Source organism: Algorimicrobium algoritergicola (assembly GCF_008086165.1).
Classification (GTDB): Bacteria; Bacteroidota; Bacteroidia; order Flavobacteriales; family Flavobacteriaceae; genus Algorimicrobium; species Algorimicrobium algoritergicola.
In genome coordinates, this window is the sequence record NZ_VSKL01000008.1 from 1 (window position 1) to 24,471 (window position 24,471).

Here is a 24,471-nt window from a genome sequence, read left to right on the forward strand (position 1 = left end):
ATAATAATCAGAAAGTCAAAAGTGCATACGTTTTTGCATACGATTTCAAAATAAAACAGCTCGCAAGCCCAGTGTTTGTGTTGCTGATGTAGCTTAAAACGGGCTCATAACCCGAAGGTCACTGGTTCGAGTCCAGTTCCCGCTACTAGGCTTAGGCTAATTAAATCAAAGGGTTGTGTATTCACAACCCTTTTTTTTATGACTTCAGCTTTAAGTTTTATATTGCAGGTACATGATTCAGTACATGATTTCCCTATGGAACCCAACTACAACTAACCTGATTACACGGGCGGAGTGGATATAAACCACCGCTTTTAAAAAATCTTGGCATGTCTATTATTCCTATCCAAATCCTGAAACCGGCATGCTCGAACGGATGAAAAATGTCTATGAAATTGCCAATAGATATAAAACAAAGAAGATCGACTTGCATTAGGGGATGTTATGGAATGAAACGGCAACTTACCATGAACTCGATATCCAAAGCGTATTGAACACAATCTTACATGAAAATGAATTGATTGGCCGAAGGGTGAGTAACGATTGGTTTCATCAAAAAAAACTGATAGTAATATAATTAAAAAGAGCCTTTGCGTTATTATAACAAAGGCTCTTTTTCTTGTTTTTGAAGGTTAAATATTTTCAACCGTTAAAATTTCTAATTTTCTTTCACCATCTTTAAAAGGCCAATTTATTATATCGCCTACCTGTCTGCCAACCGTGGCAACGGCAACATCACATAAAATAGATAATTTTCCTTTTTTATTGTTTGTTTTAGTGGTGGCCACAAACATATATTCTTTTTCATTGTTATCCGTGTAATCTTTAATTTTTACACGTCGGTTTACTGTAACAACATCATTTGGTAAGTCTCGCCTAAGTACTTGTTTGGCCTCTCTTAATTCTTGAAGTAATAATTCTTCTTCTTGTTTGGTTACTTTTTTTCTTCGGATATGATCTTTAATCATATCGTATATTCCGGTTGTTAAAATTACATTTTTTGACATAATATTTGTTTTTTTTGAATTTCCTTCTAAATACTATATTGTTGTGACTCAATCATTCAAAATAGTGCGCCGTATACCGAGCTCCTATTATGAGTGCTAATAGTCGTGTTATGAAGAAAAAAGATTAAATTTAAAAATAATAAAGAGTAGCCCTGTTCTTGAGTCGTAACAGGGATTAATTAATAAACTCTTTTGAATTTTTTAAAAAAATATCGTCATGTAAGTAAGACAATGACAGCGCAAACCCTAAAAGGCTTTTTTTTGTATATAGAAAGTACATGGCTGCCATCTGTTTAAGAATTAATGAGTTACAAAGATATTCATTATATTCAACATTAACAATATTAAAGCCTCTAAAGTGTATAATAAACAATTGTTCTGCAGATTTCCTCCAATTAACTCACCTACACTATGTTTTTAAATTCGCATGGTTGTTTAAATCCACGTGATTTATTAAATATTCCGAAAACCATTTTAAATCGTTCAGAACATATTTTTCATTTTCATCGTCAAATCCGAGAATTTGATGTTTTCTTTCTTTTTTGTCAATTAAGTATAGATTTCCTTCATACGTTTCTTCGTCAATTTGTTCAGCAGTGTATTCAAAATCTAGTATATTTTTTGAATCAAAAATATATTCGCCAAAATCGTTTTTTACTTTAATTACTTTGTGGTCAAATAGTATGAAGTTGTTATTTAATTGTTTTTTGGTTCGTGTTCTTGAATAGTTATAAAATCCTGTTCCGAACAAAAATATAATGGCAGCAATTATTTTTCCGCGATATTCAGCGTTGTTTACAAGCATGAAAATAGAAATTCCGAGAGCTGCAATTATGGGAAGTATGACTAGTCCGATAAGCGTTCCGTAATCCGTTTTCGACTTCCCAATAATTATTTTACCGTTGTCATTTGAATAAGAAATTTTGTGCCTTTTCAATTTAGATTCTAAAACTGAAGTATTCATTTATTGTTGTTGGTTAAATTTGGCCTATGTTTTATTTTAGCTTGCAGGTAACGGCCTTGTGTGCGATTGTGGCGTGTTTGATCAACTAATTTAGGGGATAAATAAGGAATAGAATATTCTGAAGAAACATCTGTAATCAGGCAATAACTAGCAATTAATTATGAGCGAAGTTATCAATAATTTTTTGCATTGTTTTATTCATTTAATGCGAAACTATCTTCAGCCCAATAATTGAAGCAATTAATGTGGTCATGAAAAATAGTCGCCACAATGTTGCTGGTTCTTTAAAGATGTATATTCCAACCATAACCGTTCCTACAGCACCAATGCCTGTCCAAACAGCATAGGCTGTTCCAATGGGCAATTGTTGTGTTACTTTTATAAGAAGTAACATACTAATTACCAAACAAACCAGGAAACCAAGATACCAATAGGTCGATTCAATTCCTGTTGCTTCTTTTGCTTTTCCAAGACAAGCGGCAAAAGCAACTTCAAAAAGTCCAGCAATTATTAATAGTATCCAGTTCATTAATTCTTTATTTCGAAAATGCATTTAAAATTTCCATTGCTTTTTCTGTGTCTTTTTTATCTACAAATATATGATCGTGATAATAAGCAGCAACAACATTACAGCTGATTCCATGTTCGGTTAAAGCCTTTGAAAATGCGGCTGTTAAACCAACAGCTTCTAAAGAAGAATGTACGGTAAGCGTAATCCAAGACGCAATAAACGAATAGTCTAAATTGAGTTGGTCTGCGATTTCCTTTTTGGTTATAAGAGTAATGCTTTCTGCTTCTTTAAAAGTCATGATGATTTGACTCAAGTTTATTTCATCCAAATTATCTGTTTTACAAAAGACAAATTCACCAACATTGTGTTTCGGTTTCATTGATTTTAAAAGCGTTTCTAAATTTTTTTCTCCACTCATTTATTTTAAGTTTTTAGTTCGTTTTTGTAACTCCTTTAAGGTAGCCTTTCCAACACTTTGAGCAGACTGTGGGTTTTGACCTGTTACTAATCTTTGGTCGCTAACCACATGTGTAGTGAAAGGTGCAGACTTTTCGAAAATAGCACCACGTTCCGTTAATTGATCTTCTAATAAAAATGGAACGACCTCCTGAAGTTTAACTTTAATCTCCTCTTCATTTGTGAAGGCATTTACTTTTTTACCATCTACAAGATACTTTCCGTTGCTTAGTTTAATATTTACAAGGCCAGCTGGTCCGTGACATACGGCACTTACTACACCGTTGTTTTCATATATTTTAGCTGCTATTTCAGCAATTTCTTTGTTGTCTGCAAAATCCCACATGGCTCCATGACCTCCAGCATAATGAATGGCTACATAATCTTCTGGATTTACGTCGCTAGGTTTTTTTGTGTTTTCAATTTTGTTACGATAAGTGTCATTATCCCAAAATTTCTTATTAATAGAGTCATTCATATCAAATGCGTCTACCGGTGCTTTTCCTCCTTTTGGACTTATAAAATCTATTTCGTAACCAGCAGCATGCAATACATCCCAAGGATGCGAAACTTCGCCTAAATAGTAGCCCGTTTTCTCTCCTGTATTTCCTTTTTCACTATGGCTTGTAACTACAAACAATATCTTTTTTAAGGCTTTCGTTTCTGTTTTCTCTTCTACTATTACTGAAGTTTTATCTGGATTGTTTTTATTATTGCAGCCTATAAGTAGAACCATGAATAAGGATAGAAAAAGAAGCGTTTTAGTTTTTATCGTATTTGACATATCTAAATTTATTTTAAAATGAATTTTTAATGATTCCCGGTTTTAGACAGGTAAAAACAATTTTACCCCTTCCCATATAGAATCTTATTTCAAGACAAAAGTCTTAAACATTCTGAAGAATCCATTTAACAAATGATAAAAACGACATTTATTTTATATTAGCCCTAATTCTACTTAAACTAACTTGGGTAATGCCTAAATAGGATGCTATGTAAGATAATTGAACCCGTTGTATAATGCTGGGATAATTTTTAAGTAGTGCTAAATACCGTTCAGTTGCGGTATTAAATTGTAAAGAAATAAGTCGCTCTTCGGATTTAATAAGTTCTAATTCTGAAAATTTACGCCCCCAATTTGCAATTTGAATGTCTTCTGAAAATAGTTTTTGAAGTTGTTCTATTTTTAATTCGTAGAGCTCGCAATCTTCCAATAATTCTACATCTTCGTAGCCTTTTTGATTGTTAACATAGCTTTGCATTGAAACAATAGGATCGCCTTCTGTGCCAAACCAAAACGTAATTTGATTATCATCTGAATAAGCATATGCTCTTGCTATTCCTTTTTTGATGAAATATATACTTGTTTCAATTTTGTTTGCTTGAAATAAAATATGCCCTTTGGGAAAGGTAGTTTCAATTATTGACGCCTTTATTACGTTTTTGGATTTTGCTGTTAGCGGATATATGTTATCTATAATTTGGTTTAATTCCATGCAGTTGTTTGTATCCAAATTTTGCTATTTCAGTTTTATTAAATACTACTATAATTCTAAAAACACCAGTTGAATCATTTTGTTATAAAAGTAGTGTTTAATTTTAGAGTTTGCGTGTTAATTGCTATCAACCTTACACCAAGTACTGTGCTAAACGTAGTGTTATGCCACGTTATTTTTAGGCTTTTACTAATTCAGCTAGATATTTTTTCGTGTATATTTCTCCAAAATTGTCAATGAGAATTGCAAAGGATAAATGTAAATTAAGTGCTATGGAAATTCCAAAAAGTACGGACTTTGGATTGAAAAATGACATTCCTAAGATAAGTACTACAATCAGAATACCATAAGTCAATTTTAGCCAAAAGAAGGCTTTTAATGCCTTTTTGGTAGCTATTTGCTCGTCTTTAAAAATTTTGATTTCATTGGTTTAAAATTTCGAATTCGTACCATCAATTTTTTGTCGGTATTTAAGATATGTAGGGAACGTAATTATCAGTTCCAAAATACCTATTACAATCATAGTAATTGGAACGTTTTTTAATTTAAAAAAAACAAAAAAAGTAAGCTAACAACCACTGAAATAACACCAATTATTCCTGTGAATAGATATAATGTTTTTTCGCTATTCAAAAATTCGTATATCCAATTTATAGTTGTTAGTCTACTTTCTATTCAATCTTATTTGCTATTAATAAAGGTCTTCAATACATAGTATTGCTGTTTACGGAAGCTTTTGGGATTTGTTGGATACTATCCCAGTGTTCCACTATTTTTCCCTCATTTGAAAATCGAAAAAAGTCCATTGTAATATATTCATCATTATCCGGCCAAACCTGATGTGTATGAAGAGCTACCAAATCACCTTCGGCAACACTTCTAACAAACTCAATCGATTTTACGGGAAACTCTTTTTGCATTCTTTTAAAGTACTCTATAAACGGTTGAGGACCATTCTCAACCATAGGATTGTGCTGTATATATTCGTCACCAACATACATTTCTACAGCCTTTATTGGATTTCCTTCGTAGGAAATTTTATAAAAGGCAATAGCGTTTTTTTTATTTTGCTCTAAATCCATATTTAGTCGGTTTTCTTGCCTTTTTAGTTAGTCTATTATTTCCAAGTAACAATATCGCTAATATCTCTTCGGGATTTTGCATGAGGTGGATTTTCTTTTCTATAACCGAAAGCAACCATAAACGATAAACCGTACTTGTCTGTATCTATCCCAAATTTTTCTCGTAATAAGGCTTCTGCTTTTTCTTGATGAAATCCTTCAATTGGGCAACTATCTATACCGTTTAATGCTGCAGAAGTCATCATGTTACCTAATGCAATATAAGTTTGTTTTGAAGCCCAATCAAACAATTTTTTATCCGTATCTAAATCAAAATCACGCTCTTGAAATTCTCGATAGAACTTTGTGTACATGTCAATTGCTTCCTTTGGGAGTTGTTTTACATCTTTCATTATATGCATAATATAATCGGCATCCCATTTTGTCATTGGCGCTTTCATACTTAATCCTAAAATAAAATGACTTGCCGTATCTAGTTTTACAGGTGCTCCCCAAGCTACAGGTTTCAATAGTTCGCGTAGTTCTAGATTTTGAACTACAACAAAATGCCAAGGTTCAAATCCAAATGAACTTGGTGATAAGTTGGCGGTTTGTAGAATGAAATTTATATCAGCATCAGATAATTTTTTTGTTGAATCAAATTCCTTTGTTGCATGTCTAAATTGAAACGCATTTATAATGTCTTTTTTTAAAATATTGGGTGTATTCATTTTGAAATTTTTTATTACTATAATTTTTATAGTTGCAAAAGTAAGTATAGTATTTTACCTTTGCAATAACGGTCAAAAAGGATAGTATAATTTTATCAAGCACTATGTATAAATTTAAAGGAAAAGAATACCCTTGTTGCGCGAGTTTAACAATGGGAATGATAGGTGGTAAATGGAAAACTGTAATCTTGTTTCATTTAAGGGAAGGTGCATTACGCTACAACGAGTTAAGAAAAGAAATGCCGACTGTTACTGAAAGAACTTTAAGTTTGCAATTAAAGACTTTGGAAGAAGATGGGATAATAAAAAGAACGGTTTTCACGTCTAAACCACCACTAAAAGTGGAATATGCGCTAACTGATTTTGGAAAAACATTAATTCCAGTAATAATGTCTATTGCAGAATGGGGCGTTTTAGCCGTTGAAAATTATTCAGAGTAAGCATTTATTCAGGTGCATAACGCTTATTTTTTAACTCTATGAATGGGGTTTGGCTCAATGTAGCCTAACAGCTTGTTATTAGGTGGTTTGGTAACTCCCAACCGAGTATAAAATCTGTGAGCTCTAATGGTTTTGGTTTGTAGGTAAGAGAGAATAAACTACTAATTATACATAGTACTTTGGTGGCTGTAAGTTTCTTTAATCGTCAAGTTCATCTCTTATTATTTGATTTTTGTTTTTCCGTTGCTTTTTAATTCGTTCAGATTTCAATTTCGCGGAATCTGAATTTTTATCAGATTTGAAGTGAATGCTTCCTTCTGAAAAAAAAGAACCTTGTTTAATCATTAATCCGTTATAAGGGCAATCCTCATGTCCGCAGTTGTGCTTTGAGTAATCTCCAAAATTTCTATGCTTAATTTTCTTTTCGGACAATATCTTTTCTTGATTAGCTCTAATATCATCCCAAATTTGTCTTTCGTCTGCAACAGTCATTTCAATTCCTAATGTTGTTAGATCAAAATATGTTTTTGGGTCTTTTAGTTGATAGAAATTGAATGTTTTATGAAACATAGCATTTGCATAATCTCTTATTTCAATTCGGTCACGCAATTCAAGCGTTTCATTTTCACAAATCGAACGGTACATTCCTAAAGTATTGAAATCTGTATATTTTTTATGATTATCTATCAAGTGAAAATAGTCACTTTTACTTATTTGATTAAATTTCTTTCCGATTTTCATTTTTTTTAGCTTGCAGGAAATGTGTTCGTATAAGGTTAGTTGCGTGTTTAAGCGCTTAAGTTAGCAAAAACATACCGAATAGCAAATCCGCGAGCATAGACGTTTCGGGGTTTGTAAGCAAGCTGGAACTAGCCATTAATTATAAACTTTGTTTGCAAATCGCTTTTATTTAATAGTAAATTATAGTTTCTGAGTTCGGAAAGGTAAATTTCGTGTTTCCCGGATAAAAATGATCCATAGTGGGCAAGGTTTTGAGTTTTCTTACTATTTCTTTTTTCTCAATTTTGGAACCTTTATTTTCACAATCGCTTGTTTCTTGTTCATAATGAATCTTACCGTTTGATAGGTTATAATCAAAATTATAGAAATTATCACAGGATGAACCAAAATTTACAGTTACGCCTATTAATTGAAAATAATCACTTTGATACCTAAACCTATGCGTATAATGCCATTTTTGACGAGCGCCTCCTGTATGATTAATTACAATACAATTTCTAACAATGGAGATTCCTTCAAAAGGATCGCCCATCATTCCTCCGTGCTGACTCGGTAATATGGCACCAACAGATTTTTTCCACAACTCCCATTTGTCATGATTCTTTTTGTAAATGTATAATTGCCTTTCCGTCCCCATATCGGTTTCTTTTTCGGTATCGTAAACTATAACTTTTTCAAAAACGCCGTCGTTATCTAAATCCCCTTCTTTTTCGGCAAGAATTTTAAAGTGTTTTGGTGTTTGAATTATTTCTGTTTTTGTGTTTTCCTGACTGTTACAAAGCATAAATGAAAAAAGAAATAGAACTAAAAAACATGTAGATGTAGGTTTTTTCATATTATTAGCAACGGTTTTGTGTATGATTAATGCGTATATGCTTCAGCGGATTTTTGGAACGAAAATGAAAAGAAAGCAAACACGCACTTCTCTTTAATTTAACACTAAACTACACATTTTTTATGCACAGTTGGTATTATTTGTTCATTCGGCTTTGGCTCCTATAAATATCGTTTTTACTTTATCATTTTCTAATTCGAAAATAACTCCTCCATAAATAGAACCAACTATAATTACGTTCTCACTAGAATATTCATCGTTTATATCTGCTCCATATTTTTCTAAAACAAAATCTCTACTTGAATTAATGCGAACCATTTTTACAGTTTTCATTTGACTTAATTTACTGTTGGTAATCATTAAAACTTTTTTATTTCCACCTTTGTTTTCAGAATCCATTTGAAGTGTGATTCCTTTAGAATTATAATTCCATTTTTCTACATATGTTCCAATTGCTCCCCAAAATTCTTCTGGACTTTTTTCATCTGGTTGGCCCAATTTATTTATAACATCAGATTGATTTAGTCCTAATTTTAACCATCCATCCATTATGTCATAAAGAAAATCCTGGTCTTTTACAATAAATGAGTCACAATCAAAATCAGTTTTCATTTTTGTCACACCGCTTGAATTATATAACTGAACAATTAATTCATTTTTAATTTTCACAATGGAATCTCCGACCTTAATAAGTTTATAATTTGTTGAATCGGATAAAAATACATCACTAATTTCAAGAATTCCATTACTGTTTTCGATACTTATTACTCCAGAATTGTTAAGTGTTTGATCGATGTGTTTGGCAATAATTTTGCCATGCCATTCATCATTTTTAAAATTCACTAAATATTTACATCCATTTTGATCTTTAACACCTGACGTTTGATTACAAGCGCTAATTAAAAAAAGAAGTAGCAAAACTAAAATTGAATCTAAATTAAATTTGTAATGGAATTTCTGCATAAATTTCATTTACTGCTAACGGTTTCGTTTATGATTAGTTGCGTGTGTAAGGATCTAATTTAGTGAACAAAAACTAACCAGAGAAAATTCCGATGTTACAAACACGCATCGACCTGTGATTTAGCACTAAACCGCAATTATTTTTATACGGCTTAAGTTAGCATTTTATTCAAATTCTATTGCTATTAAATTCCGATTATTTCTCTTAAATGTTAAAACCATTTTCAAAGCAATTTTTTCTCTCACTTGAACAATGTTAACTTTAATTACTTGACCAAAATTATTGGTATCTAAAAGGTCAAAGCCTTGAAATTGAGATTGTTTTATAATTCCGTATTCATTTTCTAAATTGTTGAATAATTCAGTTAAATCACTTATTTCTAATTCAATAGTTTTATCAAATATCCCTAATAAAATTTCATATTTTTTATTTTCTAATAATTCAGATATCTGATTTATTTTCGGCATTAGTTTTTCAATTTTCGCTATTTCTTTGTCGGAATAGGAATATTCAGAACTTGTTCCATTTTCCAGATTTATTTTAACTCTAACTTGATTATAGTTACTTTTTTCGTCCTCTAAACTTGAATGAAATAAATAGGCAATATTTCCAGCGTGTGGGTTTAAATTTCCCGCATTTTTATTAAGTAACGGACTTTTACTCATTTCAAGCTCGAAATAAGTTATTGTTTCTACGTTTTTAGTTTCAAATCCTTTATGTCTTAAACACTCTCCATCGTAAAAATTCAAAACTTGTTGGACTGAATTAACTTCTTTGTCAGATACTCCAATATCTTTTTTACAAGAAGTTACTATTAATGTTAAAATCAGGAATGATAAAATTTTGTTCATCAGTTTGTTTATATGTGATACAACGTGTTTTATAGTAGTTTTTATAACTGATAGCCGTTTATTAGGTCAGGATATAGTACGTTTTATGTTAGCGTTATCATGTAAAGATAATTTTCTTAAGGCAGTATCCAAAAGGCTGCTTATTTGCGGTAAGCCTTTTCTAGTTGCTTCTAATAAATCCATGCAATTAGTGATTTATTCTAAATGAAGTCTATTAAATAGCTCATTTATCTTTTTGTATATAATATCATGAACTAATTGTATGTTTGATTCCAAAGTATATCATATAACTAGTGTAAATTTTAATACAACAGGAAATGAATAAAACTTATAATATGATGTGATTGGTTTGATTAAGAAAGGAAGATAATTGTCGTAATTTAGGCGTCACGTTTCAATTTGATAAAATGATTTAAGTAACGATTAGCAAGAAACTAATTATGATAGAATTTTTAGAAACATATAAACAGAATATTATTTACGGGACAATAGTTATTGTTGCAATTATAGTGTTACGAATGCTGACAACTAAATTGCATCATTGGTTGGCTAGAGAGAAACAGCGAAAATTTCCTGGAGAACAATCAACATCGTTGCGGTTATTGAAGCGTATTCTTAATACGTTATGGGTTGTTTTAGGATTAATAGCCTTGAGTTACCTGGTGTTAGATGAAAGTCGACATAATGCACTTACAGACGATTTTAAAATAGTTCTCTACATAGGTGTTGTTTTGGCACTTACCATAATTGCGGCTTCAACAGCAAATATGTGGTTTAAATATGATATCCAAAAAAAGATTGAAAACGAACATGATCCAACCAGTTTTAAATTTTTAAGATACGTTGTTCTTGTTGTTATTTATTTTGTTGGAATTCTTCTTTGTCTTTTAGCCTTTCCTTCGCTTAAAGGTGTTGCACAAACGGCTTTGGGTGGAGCAGGAGTATTAGCGCTTATAGCAGGTCTTGCAGCACAAGAAGCCTTGGCAAATGTTATTGGGGGTTTGTTTATTATTACTTTTAAGCCCTTTAGAATTGGCGATCTTATCAAGGTTACAGATGCTATGGTGGGTAGAGTTACAGATATTACATTACGGCATACAGTCATTCGTAATTTTGAAAATAAGATGATTGTTATTCCAAACTCCATAATAAATAAGGAAAAGCTGATTAATTATGATATGGGCGAACTCAAATGTTGTGAACGTATTGAAATTGGAATATCCTATGATAGTGATATTGATTTGGCCAAAAAAATTATGCAGGAGGAATGTGAGAGACATCCACTTATTTTAGACAACCGCACAGAGTTAGAAATACAGGAAGGTTTACCAGTAGTAAAAACAGCTCTCATACAATTAAATGACTCTTCAATGACCATAAGAGCTTGGACCTGGGGAAGAAGCTATAACGATAGTTTTCAACTTAAAATTGATGTTTTAGAAAGTATTAAAAAACGTTTTGATAAGGAAGGTATTGAAATCCCATTCCCTTATAGAACTATTGTTATGAAAACGGAAAATAAGGAACGAACAAAAACGAATTGAAGCTTAAACAATAAGGGCTCTCGAAGTGTTTTTGTAAACGTTAGATGCTTAATTGTTTATAAATGAATGGTATCAAAATAGATTTTTCTAATTTGTAAAAAGAACTTCAATAGTCTAATAAAAAAAAGCCTTGTAATTATTTACAAGGCTTTTTTAATTTTTATTGTTTAATTATCCGTTTCGTAATACTTCCTTTTTCTGAAGCAATTCGCATCAAATAGATACCACTAGCATATTGAGATAAGTCAATCTCTTTGTTGGATTGCATTTGTTCTAAATTAATAGTCCTTAAGATACGCCCGTTTAAATCCATTAATTGTGCAGAGATTAATTTGGTCTCACTATCATTAGATACTGTAATGATACCTGACGTTGGATTTGGTATTACTAATATATCATTTACACCTAATTCAAAAGTATCCACACTTAAAGTGTTATCGTCCACCGTTAAATTAAACGAACAAGTCCCTATCAAACCACTATCATCATAAGCTGAATAACTTATTACATGAACACCATCCGCTAAACTTACTCCAGCTGGTGGTAATTGGTTAACAAAAGCAATACCACAATTATCTGAAGCTGTTACAGAACCTGTAGCATAATAATCAGGAAGCGTAAAGTTTCCTGTGCTATTAACTGTAAAATCTGCTAAACATGTTACGGAAGGTACTTGCGCATCTTGGATAGTAACAGTAGCGTTACAAGTTTCAATATTGCCAGCATTATCTTTTCTGTTCAATGTGATGACATGATCACCAATATCAGAACAGTCAAAATCCCCATCAAATGGCACGGCAGCATTATAATCTATATTTCCATTAAACATATATGGATTGGCTGCTGTTCCTGCAAAAGGATAACCACTATAAGGACCTTCATAAACCTCTAGATTCGTATCACTAATCCATAAACTTCCGGCAGCTGTAGCTTGTTCTACAAGAATACCTGATGCATCAGTTGAAGTGATATAAAATGAAACCGTATTTCCTGCGTCAACGGCTATACCTAATGACAAATTTAAAGGTGTAACAGTTAAATCGCTTACAGCTAACGTTGGGCTTGCCAACAAAGTCCATGCTGCAGGATTAAATTCAGACCCAGACCATGAGCCTGATTTGTAATACACTTCATAAGTTGCTGTTCCACCAACATTTGCGGTGTTGTATGGGCGAATGCTAAAAGAATTGATTGTGATTGCATTTATTGCTTTAACGTCAAACATGTATCCTGGACCAACAACTTGGGCAGTGTTAGACACACTTAATGAAACATCGGCAAAACCATTAGTCAAATATTCAGAATCTAAACCACAATTTCCTACGGCAGAACCTCCATCTATATTGGCTGGGGTTACGGTTGCTAATCCAGAATTATCTAAAAAAATTATGGGACTTGAGCAAACGGCTGAAAGTGCCAGATTATCAGCCACAGTAACTATCGTTGTACACGAATTTGTAAATCCATTAGGATCTGTTGCTGTAAGAGTAACCGTTTGGTCACCAACATCTGAACAGGTAAAAAATGATGGACTTACAGTTAGTGTAACCGCATCACCATTAGGATCTGTTGTACCTCCATCAATATTAGCGCCAGAAATAGATACGTCACCACCGGCTCCTAATACGGCATTAAAAGTATTACAAACCATAGTAGGCTGAAATAAATAGGCTCTTGTATTTGTTGGATCTTCTTTACCCATATAAAATCTAATGCGTGACTCTGCTTCAGGAGAAAAGTTTGACACACATGAAAAAGGTTGATTATAAGACATGATTTGTGTCTCATCTGCAGCATAAGTGTCTCCATTAGCATCTGTACCTGAAGAATAAGCGCAAGACCCTCCATTGACATCGCCAAAAGTATGAAAGCCATCGGCTGGTGTGTCACATAATAAATCACCTGCTGAATCACAGTTAGAGCCATTTACTAATTCTTCAGCATAAGCTGTTTCAAAGGTGTGTAATAAGCCGAAATAATGACCCATTTCATGAGCAACAGTTGCGCCGTTTTCAGCAACACTATTATTAACAACAACAAAATAATCATTTGGTAAATTCCAAGGAAATCTGGCATAGCCTCCAACAGCTCCTCCGCTTGAACCATATGCTGCAGTTAAAAAATAAGCATTTACCACATTCGGTATATTGTTTAGTTGCAGTACATTGTCACCTTCAGTGTAACCAGACCCAGCAACGCCATTGGTTCCTAAAACCATAAGATCCGTATTATTTATATAGTTAATAGGTAATATATTAAGCGTAATACCATATGGTAAGTATTTATCTCTCGCAGCTATAATATTATTCATCACTGTTGTTGCGTTTGGTCCGCCAGTTCCGGCATTCGTTCTAACAACATGAGCTTGAAAAGGCACAGTAATTAATCCAGAAGGAGAAATATTTGCACGTCTTTGAATTCCAAGATCTTCAATAAGGGTTCTAGCTTCTGCCGGTGTAATATCTGGCATGCCACAGGCTATCTGTGCATTTACTTGTATTGAACAAAATAACAAAATACATGCAAAACATAAATTTTTAATGTTACATAGTAAAATTGATTTCATAATTGGTTGGTGGTTATAGTTAATGATATGCATAGATTCTTTAAAATCTGTGCTTTTAGTGTTGGGGCTAAATTAATCAATTTAAATAAATTAACTACAAACCAATTCATATAAGCTGTTGGAAATTAATCATAATGCTCACTTTACTATTATTAATATTCCCATAAATTCAATTGTTAGGCTTCAACTAATTAGTTTAAAATTGCCATGTTTTGTTTATCAACTTTGAATAGATAAATGTAGTTCTTCTTAAATCTTTCTCAATACTTCCAATATTCTTTCGTAATTTGCATGTGAGTTGTTTATTATGATTGTTTTTATATGAAAACTGCTGATCATCAGTAAATTGAGTAGTCTTTAACTCTAAATCATAATGTGAAACGGAATAAGTTTAACCACAAATATTTATAACATGAAAAATATCATCATACCTGTTGACTTTTCAAAGCAGTCAGAATTTGCTTTAGAAACAGGAGCCATTTTAGCAAAAAAACATAACGCCACACTACATGTATTGCACATGCTAGAATTGTCAGACTCGTTAATTTCGCAGTCGGATTCTGATAATAAAAACGAAATGTTGTTTATGGTTGCTTTAACTAAAAAGAAGTTTGAACCATTTTTAGATAAAGATTATTTAAAAGATGTTACCGTTCAACCTCTAATTAAACGACATAAGGTATACAATGAAGTTGATGCTATAGCCAAAGAAGTAGATGCAGATTTAATCGTTATGGGATCCCAAGGTCTTACGTTACAGGATGGAATTTTTGCAGGTTCAAATGCAGAAAAAATGGTACGTAACAGTAGCACGCCCGTTTTAATTGTAAAATCCAGTCCTAAAGATTTTAATCTTAATAAGGCGATTTTTGCTACAGATATGAGCATCGAAAGTGTACCTGTTTATAAGAGAGCAAGTATTATTTTTTCAGAGTTAGGAGCTACCATGCAACCTGTTTACGTTAATAGACCATTTAATGATTTTATAAACACTAAAGAATTTAATGCCAAGCTTAAAAAGTTTGCGGAATCTGGAGGTTCAAGTCAAGTTAAATTTATAGCAGGACATACAATTGAAGACGGATTAATACAATATGCCGAGGAAATTAATGCAGGTGTTATTGGAATAAGTACAAATGCTAGAAAGGGACTAAATCGCCTTTTAAAAGGAAGTATTTCTGAAGATTTAGCAAACCAATCTAAACTGCCAGTAATGACCTTTAAATTATAGAAAAATTGATTTAAAACGCATTTATATAAAATTTTATAAGCATCATTATCCATCAAAAGGTAGTGATGTTTTTTTTAGGAATCATTGGTTTTTAAACAACGTCCTCTTGGTTCGTTACCTTCAAAGAGTGCAACTTCGGAATGTAGAAATTCTGCAGCAGCTGCTGAATCTTTTACTTTGGAAGCGCTGCGTTCTAACATCTCGGATTCAAATTCCTGTAATACACTTTTTTTAATGCCAATTTCTCGCCATTGTGTTAAAGGTCTACATCCTTTTGAAATGCCACGAGCCAATGCCAGTGCATCAAGAAGCGCTTGATTTGCGCCTTGGCCTTTAAAAGGACTCATTGGGTGAGCCGCATCTCCAATTAAAGTTATTTGTTGGCCTCTTTCTAACAAATCTGATGTCAATAATTTGCGGTCGTAAACTGGATATCCAGAAATTTGACTGGCATCCGTAGCTGCCATAATTTGCGGAATGGGATCGTGCCATTGGGTTCTACTACACGCTTCTTCTTTGAGGGCGTGAGAACCTTGAGCACTTAAGGCTTGGGCTTCTTTTTCCATCATAGGGAAACTTAATTGCCACATGATGGCATCTTGGCTATAAGGCATCATGTAAATACGTTCGTGTCCATTGGCGGTTTGAAAAACTGTAGCCGAATCCAATAAATCATTAGTCACGTCTTCAAGAGCTGCCAACGGACAAATGCCTAATATTACAATACAATCTAGATACCGTAAAGGCGTCTTGTTATTGCCAATCAATAAATTCCTGACAGAACTTCGGATACCATCCGCGCCTACAACAAGATCTGCTTTGGCATTTTTTATTGTGCCATTCACGTCAAAGGTTAAATTGACACCTTGTTCGTCTTCACTAAAATTGGTTAACTGATGTCCCCATTTTACCATGTCATGTCCACCGAGTTGTTCTAGAAGTGCCAAGCGTAGAGATTGTCGTGCTATATGAATGTTGGTGCGTTTTGGTGGCGATTTTTCATCTGAATCCACCCATTTCCTAATTCCCCATTCGCCAATCACGTTGCCGTCTGTAGTATGAACCACATGGCTTGTTGAAACAATGCCTGCTTCTAAAGAAAATATACCAAACCCTTCAATAGCCTTACTGGCTTGTTGCAACGTAAGTCCATAGCCTTGAGATCGTGCATTAAAATCGGTGTCGCGTTCATAAAGTGTAAACGGGATGCCACGATGTAAGCAAGCTACGGCAAGCGCAACGCCTCCAATTCCGCCACCAATAATAGCAACATGTGGATAATTTTCAGTGTCAGGAATAGGATTGCTATCGGCTGGAATTAAACCAGAGCCATTGCAATTTGTGCATGGATTTAAATGGCCTTTTGGCTTAACAGGTGTAATTCCTTGACTGTGGTTTTTTTCAAATACTTCTAATGCCTTCCTATATTGAAGTCGCACCTTCTTGCGAAGCCTTTGTCTTTTTTTACCAAGTCCTCGACATTCTTGGCACGTAGTCCAATATGTCTTGCCTGTTTTCGCTTTATTCACTTTGAAAGTAGTTAACGTGATTATCTTAAAGATGTGATTTAAATAAAAGACATCTTGTGAAGTATATTTCAATGGATATCTTGGCAAAAATAATCTAAATTTTATTGAATGAAAAAAGTCTCAAATTTATATACAATTTGAGACTTTTAAATTTTTTAACTAGTGATGAATAGATCATTATTAAATGCCACGCTTGTCATTTTCATTGGCCCATTCGCGATACTTTTTATATTGCGAATCATTTAAAATATCTTTCAAAATTTCATCTTCTTTTTTAATGCGTTCATTGGCTGATAATTTATCATAAGGACTATCATCATCTGATTTCCACCAATCTTCTAACGCTTTTTCATATTGCTGAATTTGAATTTCAGTCATACTAAACGTTTTATATAGGTTTTGTTGTCTTTCTGGATTGTCTAAATCCCAATTAACATTTAAACTGTCTTTATTGGCGTCTAAAATGTATTCTTCATCTTTAAAATTCCCGCTTTCTTCATAATTGGTGGTTTTGGTCAATTCTTCATTCATCGGGTTTTGTTCCACATCTGCATTTTTATCAGACGGTTCATTCTTACATGAAACCGCAAATGCAAAAAATAGAATAGCCAATAGGTTGCTTATAGTTTTCATAATTATATTTTTTAAGTGTTGAACCTAAAATACGCTTGATTATTGAAAAACATTTGCTCTAATGAATTAATTATTAGCACTAATGCTTATCATTTTATGGCGTGTAACATTGGTATATGTAATTACTCCATGCTCAGAACTAAATCATCTTGCATGACCATAGTGCCTTCTTTTAAAACAATAGATTTTACTTTTCCAGCTTTAAAAGCGGTTACAGTCGTTTCCATTTTCATGGCTTCAATTATAAATAACGGATCGTTTTCTTTAATTTGTTGTCCGCGTTTTACCAAAACTTTAGTTAAGGATCCTTGTAATGGTGCACCTATGTGATTAGAGTTTTCAGGATCAATTTTTATATGTTCTTCTTTTTTAATATTTAACGAACGGTCTAAAACTTCTACAAAACGGTTTTCACCATTCACACTAAAAAACACAATACGAACACCATCTTCGTTAGGAATACCTACGGAAAGTAATCTCACGATGATTGTTTTCCCTGGCTCCAATTCTATCAACGTTTCTTCGCGTTGTTTCATGCCATAGAAGAAATTCTTGGTAGGAACGAGTGCTAAATTGCCGTACAGTTTGTAGTTTTCATGTGCTTGTTCAAACACTTTTGGATACAATGTGTAGGATAGAAAATCTTCAATTTCTAAAGCGCGCGTAAATCCTTTTTGAAATTTCTTTTTAAAATCTTCGTATTCTAAATCGAAATCTATTGGCTCTAAATGTGCATTCGGTCTATCCGTATATGGTTTCTGATTTTTAAGAATTATTTTTTGCAGTTCTTTTGGAAAACCACCTGTTGGTTGACCTAAATCACCTCTGAAGAAACTAATAACCGATTCTGGGAATGATATTTCGCCACCACGTTCCATAACGTCCTGTGGTTTTAGGTTATTAGTCACCATAAAAATGGCCATATCGCCAACCACTTTACTACTTGGGGTTACTTTAATTAGATTGCCAAACATTTGATTCACTTCAGCGTACATTTTTTTCACCTCGTCAAAACGATCGCCTAATCCTAAAGCAATAGCTTGCGGACGTAAATTTGAATACTGACCGCCAGGAATTTCATGTCTGTAAACTTCGGCTGTTCCTGCTTTTAATCCAGATTCGAATGGGTAATATAATTCGCGTGTATCTTCCCAAAAGTTTGAAAATTGATTCAGCGTATCCATATCAAAAGCATGAGCGCGTGGTTCATATTTCATCATTTCTACAACCGAGTTGAAGTTGGGCTGCGATGTTAAACCAGATAAACCACCTAAAGCAACATCCACAACATCTACACCAGCTTCAATAGCTTTTAAATAGGTTGCAGATTGCAATGATGAGGTATCATGTGTATGTAAATGAATAGGAAGGTTTACCGTGTCTTTTAAAGCGGCAACCAATTCGGTAGCTGCATACGGTTTTAATAAACCAGCCATATCTTTAATGGCGATCATGTGCGCACCGGCATTTTCTAAATCTTTGGCTAATTGGGTGTAGTATTTTAAGTTGTATTTGGTTTGTTTCACATCTAAAATATCATCCGTATAACTGATAGCTGCTTGGGCAATACCACCTGTTCTATCACGAACATAATTGATGCTTGGTTCCATGGCTTTTACCCAGTTTAAGGAATCGAAAATCCTGAAAACATCCACGCCATTCTCCCATGATTTTTCTACAAATTTCTCAATTAAATTATCTGGATAAGCTTTATAGCCAACACCATTACTACCACGAAGGAGCATTTGAAAAAGTATGTTTGGAACGGCTTTTCGTAATTCCCGTAATCGTGTCCAAGGGCTTTCATGTAAAAAGCGTAAACAAACATCAAAAGTGGCGCCACCCCAAACCTCCATACTAAAGGTGTTTGGATGGTTTTTAGCATAACTTTCTGCTACTTTCATCATATCAAAAGTTCGCATACGGGTTGCCAATAACGATTGGTGCGCATCACGCATGGTGGTATCGGTATAATGGATTTTAGTATCGTTTTTAAGCCACTCACAGAATTTTTCTGGACCTAATTCCGTGAGTAAGTTTTTTGTGCCTTTTGGATACGGATCATTTATATTGAATTTAGGAACTTTCGGGTTTCTAAAAATCTTGCTATCATCTTTATGCTTCACATCCGAATTTCCATTGACAATCACTTCACCTAAAAATTGTGTGACTTTGGAGGTTCTATCTTGTGGTAATTTAATATTGAAAAGTTCGGGTGTATTCTGAATAAAATTAACAGTCACTTCGCCCGCTTTAAAGGTGTCATGTTGAATAACATTTCGTAAAAAGTGAATGTTTGTTTTAACACCGCGAACACGAAATTCTTTTAAAGCACGAACCATTTTCCGCACCGCTCCATCCAATGTTCTACCATGAGCAGAGACTTTTACTAGCATAGAATCGAAAAACGGACTCACGCTATAACCCTGATAAATACTTCCTGCATCTAAACGGATTCCCATTCCAGCAGCACTTCTGTAGGTGGTTATGGTTCCGTAATCTGGTGTGAAATTATTTGAAGGATCTTCTGTGGTTAAACGACACTGCAAAGCAAAACCATAAGTTCGTAAGGTGTCTTGTTCGTAAATTTTAATTTGTTGATCAGATAATTTGTAGCCACCTGCAACAAATATTTGTGTTTTAACCAAATCAATTCCAGTAACCATTTCCGTAACCGTATGTTCTACTTGAATTCTCGGATTGACTTCAATAAAATAAACATTATCAGCTTTATCTACTAAAAACTCAACGGTTCCAATATTGTTATAGTTTACTTCTTCAGCAATACTGATAGCATATTTGTACAATGATTGTTTTACGTCTTCTGAAACATTAAAAGAAGGTGCAATTTCAACTACTTTTTGATGACGTCTTTGAACCGAACAATCGCGTTCAAATAAATGACGAATATTACCATGATTATCGGCTACAATTTGAACTTCTATATGTTTTGGGTCTTCAACATATTTCTCTAGAAACATGGTGTCATCACCAAAAGCATTTAAGGCTTCATTTTTTGCGGAATCGAAGTTTTGTTCTAAATCTTCATCTTTACGAATGATTCGCATACCACGACCACCACCACCAGAAGCAGCTTTCAACATCAGTGGATAGCCTATACTTTTGGCTTCAGAAATGGCGATTTTTAATGAGGTTAATTTCTTTTTATTACTTTCAATAATGGGAACATTACATTTTACAGCAATTTTTTTAGCGGTAATTTTATCGCCCAAAGCATCCATAACATCTGGATTTGGACCAATAAAAATAATCCCGTTTTGAGCACATTTTCTAGCAAATTCTGAATTTTCTGAAAGGAAACCATAACCAGGATGAATAGCATCCACATTTTTAGATTTGGCCAGTGCAATAATTTCATCACTGTTCAAATATGGTTTTAAGGGTTGGTTGTCTTCACCAATTTGGTAGGATTCATCTGCTTTATTTCGATGTTGGGAATAGCGATCTTCATAGGTGTAAATGGCAACCGTATCCAAATTTAATTCGGTACAAGCACGTAAAATACGTATAGCAATTTCACCTCTATTTGCAATTAATACTTTTTTAATTTTCATGTCTTGTCCGTTTTATTTGATGATATAAGGATTTTCATTTTTGTAATTTCTAACAATAAAATCGATAGCATTACCTAACAATTCACCCATATTTTTAGATTTTTTAAAATTGACATCACCAACCAACTCAAATAATCCTTTTTTGAGTTGCTTTACTTTTTCTGGTGTTGATATATTGTCTTCTCTCATGCAATTTAAAAGATGCTCCAAGCGCTCATGTTCACTTGTAGCGCGTTTAGCGAGTAAGGAACGTTCTTCTAATTCATATTGTACTATAGATTCAGGCGCTAAAACCTCCAAACTTAATTTTACTAAAGCATTGTTTTCTTTTAAAAACTGGGGTTTGTAAACTTTAGGATTCCCTTCATAACTTTGCTGGTCAAAATCGACAGCGCGAATACGGTATTGCACACGGTCAAAATCTTGTGTAATAACCACCACATAATTATAGGAACGCATATCTGCTAAAAGCCGTACAAAACAACGTTCGTTGAATTTTACAAACTCCTTGGCCAATGCCCGTTTGTCTTGATCAGATAGTTTTTCTAAATGCTCACTAATAAAGGTATCGCCAGCAATTCCAGAAATATGTTCTTCAATTAAGGTGTCTTTATGAACCAGAAATGTAATGTGATTAGGCGATAGTAAATGCTCCAATTCCAGTCCGTAAACACGGGAAGCATCAGCTTTTTTTACATATAGAAAAATGTAATTATCGTTTAAAACATTCCGAACTTTTATACGAAACGGTTTGGTATTACCAAAGGTGCAAAAGTCTATACTATCAATATTGAGGTAAGGAATTAAGCTATCGCTTCCATCGGAATGCAGAATGGAATACATTTGTTTTAGGCTGTATTCAATTTCGTGACGTTCATGTTCTGCAAAATACGTCCGAATCCATAGGGTGTCATTATCATTTTCGTCTAGAATTTCTACAGCACCTTGAAAGCGCAGTAAATCGTCATAAAAAATGGGGATTTTAATATTTCGTCCTTGCGCAGTCAGGTATTCCGACAATAATGGCGTGATAGGAAAAGCGGGTTTTTTTTTGGAAATGAGTTTTTTATCCACGATACATGAGCTATGCGTTCGAAGATAAATTTAATATTATTTAAAACCAATAATCTAACATCAAAATAATAAACTGTTTTTTTAGTGACTCCAAGTTGCATTTTAAAAGTTTCAAGTGACAATTGAAAAAAGTAAATAGCACTTTAAACCAATGTTCTTAAAATCTTTTGGACATCTAAACTGTCTTTTTGTGGAATTAGAAAGTTATCTAAATCATCAGGAGAACTTATTTGTTCGGTGTTATCAATAAATCCATAACCTAAATAAATCCCGTTTTTAATTAAAATAAACGCTTCTTCGTCAGATGTACGACCTTTTCGTTTTATAACTTTATGTTCTTCAACTTTGGTTATAATTTCTAGCGCATCTTGAACGCGTTTATTATAGTCACTAGGTCGTTCATCATTAGCACAAACACCTTTGCAGGTTTTAATGTTATAATGGCAACATTGCGCCACACCTTCTTGCAAATGGCAATATTTTGGGCATAACTCATACTTTAAACAGAGTTCCTCTAAAAACAAACGACAGTCTCTAATATTATGAAAAACCTTAATCGGGTTTGGACATGATTTAACAGGATTGAATGCTAAATGCATAATGCCATTCCGATCCTGATAACTAAAGATTCCATAGCTTTTAGGATTGCGCTTTGCTTGTTTATTAAACTTCGGAAAATGATGTTTAATAGCGGCATCTTCCATTAAAAGTGCTAGTAATTCACTGCCAGCCAACTCAAAGTCAATACCTCTAGTTTCACGACACATATCTAATGATTTTTGAGTCTTGCTGTAAAAGTGACTCAACACACGCTTTTTTAAATCCTTGGCTTTTCCTACATAGATTATTTTTCCTACTTTATTTCTAAAGTAATAAATACCAGCCGTATTGGGAATGGCATTAAAAACCGCTGTTGGTAGGTGAGATGGGAGTGTAGCCTCTCTGGACGATTTATTTAAAAAACTACTAAAAACTTCGCCTGTTTCATCTTTTTTCAATAACATATCGAATAGAATCACAGTGGCTTTGGCATCACCTCTTGCTCGGTGTCTGTCAGTTAGATTTATATCTAAACTTTTACACAATTTACCCAAACTGTAAGATGGAAATCCTGGAAATAATTTCCGAGACAATCTGACTGTACATAATTTTTTTAGATTGAAATCTAAATCCAATAACTTGAACTCATTGCGTATCACGTTATAATCGAAATTTACATTATGAGCCACAAAAACCGTATCTTCAGTTATGGCAAGAATGTCTTGTGCAATGTCTTGAAAAGTCGGTGCATTAGCCACCATGGCATTGTCAATGCCGGTTAAAGTTGTTATGTAAATAGGAATTAGAGTTTGCGGGTTTACCAAGGATGTAAACTCATCAATTATTTCATTTCCATCATATTTAAAAATAGAAATTTCAGTAATTCTATTGGACTGTCCCGTTGTTTCAACATCTATAATTGTATAGGTCATCTAATATGTTTTTCTAATGATTTAAGTTCGACACCTAAACTGTTAAACATGGTTATAATACTACTAATTTTTAACTCTTCTTGATCGTATTCTTGGGTGTTAATACTGCATGTAAATTCCCAAAGCTCCAATACTTCATCTATAGGTATTTCGTATGGTTGATAAAGTGGATTATCTGAAACCAACATTAAATTATTCGTTTCTTTAATGGTGTTAATGACACGCTTGTAAACCATACCGTCGTTTAGCGTTAATAAAACATACGTTCGGTTGCTTGAAATATCACGTCTGTCTTCAACAAATTTACCAACCACATAGGAACCTTCTTTTAAAGGCAACATAGAATCTCCTTTAATAGGAAACGCACGGTGTTTTCCCGATGGTAAAAACGGCAATTTAATTTTTTGTAATTGCTCTATATATTCGGGGTCATCATAACCGGATAAATAACCAGCAGAAGCTTTAATGGGAACCACTTCAATTAAATTTTCATTGTCATCATCTACGGTTATGGGAAATAAAACACGCTTGTTTCCAATTTCAATAAAGGAGGTGTCTTTAGACTTGGTTAAATCGTTTTTAATAAGAATATCCACAGGAATCTTAAAGTAATTTGATAGTTCAATAAGCATGTCAATAGAAGGCGTAGAGCGACCTTCTTCATACGAACTGATTCGAGAACGCGTAATTTTTAGATCGTCCGCAAATACTTCTTGCGTTAACCCCTTGAGATGGCGAAGGTGCCGAATATTTTTAGTGATATTTTTCATAATGCTACAAATGTAAGCAA

At 33.5% G+C, this 24,471-nt stretch carries 22 protein-coding genes; 3 read left to right on the forward strand and 19 right to left on the reverse strand.

Annotated features, from left to right (window positions below; all coding sequences use genetic code 11):
• Positions 1-632 precede the first annotated feature (632 nt).
• The 8 genes from ES675_RS15280 to ES675_RS15315 form a co-directional block, all read right to left on the reverse strand.
• A complete protein-coding gene (locus ES675_RS15280) occupies positions 633-1,007 on the reverse strand; it encodes a GreA/GreB family elongation factor (protein WP_066256765.1) in 375 nt (124 codons plus the stop codon).
• 409 nt (positions 1,008-1,416) lie between these two features.
• A complete protein-coding gene (locus tag ES675_RS15285) occupies positions 1,417-1,971 on the reverse strand; it encodes a hypothetical protein (protein WP_066256767.1) in 555 nt (184 codons plus the stop codon).
• Between the two features lie 202 nt (positions 1,972-2,173).
• Complete coding sequence (locus tag ES675_RS15290; RefSeq protein WP_066256812.1) at positions 2,174-2,500, reverse strand: DMT family transporter; 327 nt, start codon at positions 2,498-2,500, stop codon at positions 2,174-2,176.
• Positions 2,501-2,507: 7 nt separating this feature from the next.
• Positions 2,508-2,900 (reverse strand): ACT domain-containing protein, encoded by a 393-nt coding sequence (locus ES675_RS15295; RefSeq protein WP_066256772.1) that lies wholly within the window; start codon positions 2,898-2,900, stop codon positions 2,508-2,510.
• Positions 2,901-3,722 (reverse strand): type 1 glutamine amidotransferase domain-containing protein, encoded by an 822-nt coding sequence (locus ES675_RS15300; protein WP_082986015.1) that lies wholly within the window; start codon positions 3,720-3,722, stop codon positions 2,901-2,903.
• Positions 3,723-3,870: 148 nt separating this feature from the next.
• A complete protein-coding gene (locus ES675_RS15305; RefSeq protein ID WP_066256775.1) occupies positions 3,871-4,434 on the reverse strand; it encodes a Crp/Fnr family transcriptional regulator in 564 nt (187 codons plus the stop codon).
• Positions 4,435-5,138: 704 nt separating this feature from the next.
• The gene (locus ES675_RS15310) at positions 5,139-5,516 is read right to left on the reverse strand and encodes a nuclear transport factor 2 family protein (protein ID WP_066256779.1); all 378 of its coding nucleotides are present in this window, start codon (positions 5,514-5,516) and stop codon (positions 5,139-5,141) included.
• A 35-nt stretch (positions 5,517-5,551) separates the two neighbouring features.
• The gene (locus ES675_RS15315) at positions 5,552-6,226 is read right to left on the reverse strand and encodes an NAD(P)H-dependent oxidoreductase (RefSeq protein WP_066256781.1); all 675 of its coding nucleotides are present in this window, start codon (positions 6,224-6,226) and stop codon (positions 5,552-5,554) included.
• A gap of 104 nt (positions 6,227-6,330) precedes the next feature.
• Between ES675_RS15315 and ES675_RS15320 the strand changes: the two genes are divergently transcribed.
• Positions 6,331-6,666 (forward strand): winged helix-turn-helix transcriptional regulator, encoded by a 336-nt coding sequence (locus tag ES675_RS15320; protein ID WP_066256786.1) that lies wholly within the window; start codon positions 6,331-6,333, stop codon positions 6,664-6,666.
• A 198-nt stretch (positions 6,667-6,864) separates the two neighbouring features.
• On the opposite strand, the gene ES675_RS15325 is transcribed toward ES675_RS15320, so the two are convergent.
• The 4 genes from ES675_RS15325 to ES675_RS15340 all read right to left on the reverse strand — a co-directional run bounded on the left by ES675_RS15325 (position 6,865) and on the right by ES675_RS15340 (position 10,057).
• The gene (locus ES675_RS15325; protein WP_066256792.1) at positions 6,865-7,407 is read right to left on the reverse strand and encodes a hypothetical protein; all 543 of its coding nucleotides are present in this window, start codon (positions 7,405-7,407) and stop codon (positions 6,865-6,867) included.
• A 169-nt stretch (positions 7,408-7,576) separates the two neighbouring features.
• Positions 7,577-8,242, reverse strand: coding sequence for a hypothetical protein (locus ES675_RS15330; protein ID WP_066256797.1), 666 nt, complete (start codon positions 8,240-8,242; stop codon positions 7,577-7,579).
• Positions 8,243-8,386: 144 nt separating this feature from the next.
• Positions 8,387-9,205 carry a hypothetical protein gene (locus ES675_RS15335; RefSeq protein ID WP_148367551.1) on the reverse strand — a complete coding sequence of 273 codons (819 nt, stop codon included), beginning with the start codon at positions 9,203-9,205 and terminating at the stop codon, positions 8,387-8,389.
• A gap of 165 nt (positions 9,206-9,370) precedes the next feature.
• Positions 9,371-10,057: a hypothetical protein gene (locus ES675_RS15340; protein ID WP_066256806.1), complete on the reverse strand. Its 687-nt coding sequence runs from the start codon at positions 10,055-10,057 to the stop codon at positions 9,371-9,373.
• 440 nt (positions 10,058-10,497) lie between these two features.
• Between ES675_RS15340 and ES675_RS15345 the strand changes: the two genes are divergently transcribed.
• On the forward strand, positions 10,498-11,601 hold the full coding sequence (locus ES675_RS15345; RefSeq protein WP_066256809.1) for a mechanosensitive ion channel family protein: 1,104 nt from the start codon (positions 10,498-10,500) through the stop codon (positions 11,599-11,601).
• A gap of 160 nt (positions 11,602-11,761) precedes the next feature.
• On the opposite strand, the gene ES675_RS15350 is transcribed toward ES675_RS15345, so the two are convergent.
• Complete coding sequence (locus ES675_RS15350) at positions 11,762-14,071, reverse strand: T9SS type A sorting domain-containing protein (RefSeq protein ID WP_066252421.1); 2,310 nt, start codon at positions 14,069-14,071, stop codon at positions 11,762-11,764.
• A 508-nt stretch (positions 14,072-14,579) separates the two neighbouring features.
• On the opposite strand from ES675_RS15350, the gene ES675_RS15355 reads away from it, so the two are divergent.
• The gene (locus ES675_RS15355; protein WP_066252423.1) at positions 14,580-15,398 is read left to right on the forward strand and encodes a universal stress protein; all 819 of its coding nucleotides are present in this window, start codon (positions 14,580-14,582) and stop codon (positions 15,396-15,398) included.
• 74 nt (positions 15,399-15,472) lie between these two features.
• On the opposite strand, the gene ES675_RS15360 is transcribed toward ES675_RS15355, so the two are convergent.
• The 6 genes from ES675_RS15360 to ES675_RS15385 form a co-directional block, all read right to left on the reverse strand.
• Complete coding sequence (locus ES675_RS15360) at positions 15,473-16,927, reverse strand: FAD-dependent oxidoreductase (RefSeq protein ID WP_066252425.1); 1,455 nt, start codon at positions 16,925-16,927, stop codon at positions 15,473-15,475.
• A gap of 180 nt (positions 16,928-17,107) precedes the next feature.
• Positions 17,108-17,560 carry a hypothetical protein gene (locus ES675_RS15365; RefSeq protein ID WP_066252427.1) on the reverse strand — a complete coding sequence of 151 codons (453 nt, stop codon included), beginning with the start codon at positions 17,558-17,560 and terminating at the stop codon, positions 17,108-17,110.
• 122 nt (positions 17,561-17,682) lie between these two features.
• Positions 17,683-21,135, reverse strand: coding sequence for a pyruvate carboxylase (locus tag ES675_RS15370; protein WP_066252429.1), 3,453 nt, complete (start codon positions 21,133-21,135; stop codon positions 17,683-17,685).
• A 12-nt stretch (positions 21,136-21,147) separates the two neighbouring features.
• Positions 21,148-22,209: a hypothetical protein gene (locus tag ES675_RS15375; RefSeq protein ID WP_066252432.1), complete on the reverse strand. Its 1,062-nt coding sequence runs from the start codon at positions 22,207-22,209 to the stop codon at positions 21,148-21,150.
• A 143-nt stretch (positions 22,210-22,352) separates the two neighbouring features.
• Positions 22,353-23,681: an exonuclease domain-containing protein gene (locus ES675_RS15380; RefSeq protein ID WP_066252434.1), complete on the reverse strand. Its 1,329-nt coding sequence runs from the start codon at positions 23,679-23,681 to the stop codon at positions 22,353-22,355.
• A complete protein-coding gene (locus ES675_RS15385; protein ID WP_066252436.1) occupies positions 23,678-24,451 on the reverse strand; it encodes an XRE family transcriptional regulator in 774 nt (257 codons plus the stop codon). The genes ES675_RS15380 and ES675_RS15385 overlap by 4 nt, the downstream gene beginning before the upstream one ends.
• Positions 24,452-24,471 lie beyond the last annotated feature (20 nt).